Annotated in this window: 2 protein-coding genes; one reads left to right on the plus strand and one right to left on the minus strand. The window is 61.1% G+C overall.

From position 1 onward, the window contains the following. Window positions 1-198: 198 nt before the first annotated feature. A complete protein-coding gene (locus P0D80_RS49575) occupies window positions 199-348 on the minus strand; it encodes an entericidin A/B family lipoprotein (protein ID WP_408295918.1) in 150 nt (49 codons plus the stop codon). 372 nt (window positions 349-720) lie between these two features. On the opposite strand from P0D80_RS49575, the gene P0D80_RS49580 reads away from it, so the two are divergent. Further along, window positions 721-2,325, plus strand: coding sequence for a SulP family inorganic anion transporter (locus P0D80_RS49580; protein WP_408182690.1), 1,605 nt, complete (start codon window positions 721-723; stop codon window positions 2,323-2,325). The last annotated feature ends 4 nt before the right edge of the window (window positions 2,326-2,329 follow it).

Genomic DNA, 2,329 nt, shown 5'->3' on the forward strand with positions numbered 1-2,329 from the left:
ATCGGTCCGCAGAGCGCTCTGCGGACCCTTGCCGACTGTCGTGGGCTGGCGAAACGTGCCTTCGCGGACTTCACCAAACAGCGACGGCCTGCCGTTGGTCCGGCAGTTGCGTACTCCATAGACCAAACGGGTAGAGAGGGGGCAGCCGTGCGATAGTGCGGCAGATGTCGGACGGTTCGCACGTGGCGCTGGCATCGTCTAATTGGCTTCCTCGGCCGAGTTATGGATGGCCTGGCCGCCTTTCCATATGTCCTCGCCGGCTCCAGCTACAGTGTTGCAGCCTACGAGGAACGCGTTACCGACGATCAGAAGCAAAACAATTGTGTCATATTGCGCCCGTTGAGAAATTCCGGGTGTCGGCAGCGGTGCTGACACCAGATCTGCATGAGTATCCTGCGCTGGTCGGGGCTATCGAAGGCAGCATAGATTTCGTTCGAAGCGAGACGTGGGCAAGCCGGATAGAGGATGAACGATCGCGAACTGCAACGATATGCCGCATGCGGGACACGCGCACGCTCAGTCCGTCAGGGAAATGTCCAATGGCGGCACAGCCATGTTCCGGTTCATCCTCGTATTCGGAAGCGCCAGCGAAGACCGGTGGTACTTCGCCAGTTCCTTCGAACCAACGAGGTGCCGTAATCGTGCATAGCTGATGCAAGACGACAGGAAGGTGTGAAAAAGTATCCGTGCAAGGCGTACGTGCGCGCTCTCGCGGGCCATTTGCCCGACCTGCGCGCCGGGCTGTCTGTCGCTGGCCTGCTCGTTCCTGAGGCGATCGCTTATTCAACCATTGCGAACCTACCGCCTCAGACGGGCGTTATCGCGCTGCTCGCGGGACTCGTCGCCTACGGACTGCTGGGCAACAGCCGCTTTGCGATCGTGTCAGCCACGTCCTCATCGGCGGCCGTCCTTGCAGCCGTAGCAGTGGGAATGGCCGGAGACAGCCTGCCGATGCGCATGCTGCTAGCCACCGGGCTCGTATTGATTACCGGGGTGATCTTCGTGAGCGCGTCGCTCGCACGCTTGGGCAGCGCTTCTGAGTTCATCGCCAAACCCGTGCTGCGAGGCTACGCGTTCGGCCTGGCAATTGTGATCATTACAAGGCAGATCCCGAGTTTTCTCGGCGTGAGTCTCAAGCACACCGATTCTGCCGGCTTCCTGATCGAGCTTGCCCGTAGTTACCCGCAGTGGAACGTCTGGCAGTTAGCGACCGGGCTCGTCGCGCTGGCCCTGCTATTCGCATTCGGTCGCTCACGCCAAGTGCCGGCCGCGTTCGTCGTCATCTCGCTAGGCATCGTCGCCAGCCGCTGGTTCGGCCTTCACGCCCATGGAGCGTCGGTAGTCGGCACAATCGACCTGTCGCGCCAAATGCCTTCCCTGCCCAGCCTTGATCGCCACCAATGGGCACAACTTGGCGAATTCGCCTTTGCGCTGGCGCTGGTCCTTTACGCCGAATCGTACAGCTCGATCCGCACGTTAGCACTCAAGCATGGAGACTTGACGGCGCCGAACCGTGAATTGCTCGCGCTCGGGGCTGCAAATATGCTGTCAGGGCTCTTTCATGGCCTGCCTGTAGGCGCGGGCTATTCGGCAAGTGCCACTAACGAAGCGGCTGGTGCACAGTCGCGCTGCGCAGGTTGGGTCGCTGCCGTAGTGGTGGCCATCATCATGCTCCCCTTGCTGCCATTGGTGGCACTCACGCCCACCGCGGTTCTCGCGGCCGTCGTTTGCCATGCGCTTAGTCACGCGTTGAACCCATCAGTATTCACACCGTATTTGCGCTTGCATCGCGATCGTTTCCTCGTCGCCGCCGCCGTGCTAGCGGTGCTCGTACTAGGCGTGCTCTACGGGTTGCTCGCCGCGATTGGCCTCAGCCTGCTGATGCTTTTGCGAGGACTCTCTGTTCCGAACGTGAGCACGCTCGGCCGCCTTGGCGAAGGACACGATTTCCTTGTTCTCGCAGCGCATTCTGATGCGCGACCAGTCCCGGGCGTGATCGTGCTGCGTCCGGAGGCACCGCTCTTTTTTGGCAACGTCGAAGTCATGTTGCAGCATGTGAGGACGCTGGTCGTCGACGCGGGCGACAGTACGCAATCGATTGTTCTCAGTATGGAGGAATCCACCGATCTGGACAGCACCACCGTGGAGGCATTGATGGAATTCGAACGCTTTGCTGCAGCACGCGGCAAGAGGCTGTTCTTCGCGCGCCTGAAGGAGCCCGCGCTGGCGTTGCTGACCGTGGCAGGCATGCCCGGTCTCACCCCGCCGTACGTTCATTACAGCGTCGACGATGCGGTCGCCGCCGCGCTAGCTCAGTCGAGTTGACGCA

Origin of the sequence: Paraburkholderia sp. RL17-373-BIF-A (assembly GCF_046030175.1) — a bacterium.
In the GTDB taxonomy this organism is placed as follows: Bacteria; Pseudomonadota; Gammaproteobacteria; order Burkholderiales; family Burkholderiaceae; genus Paraburkholderia.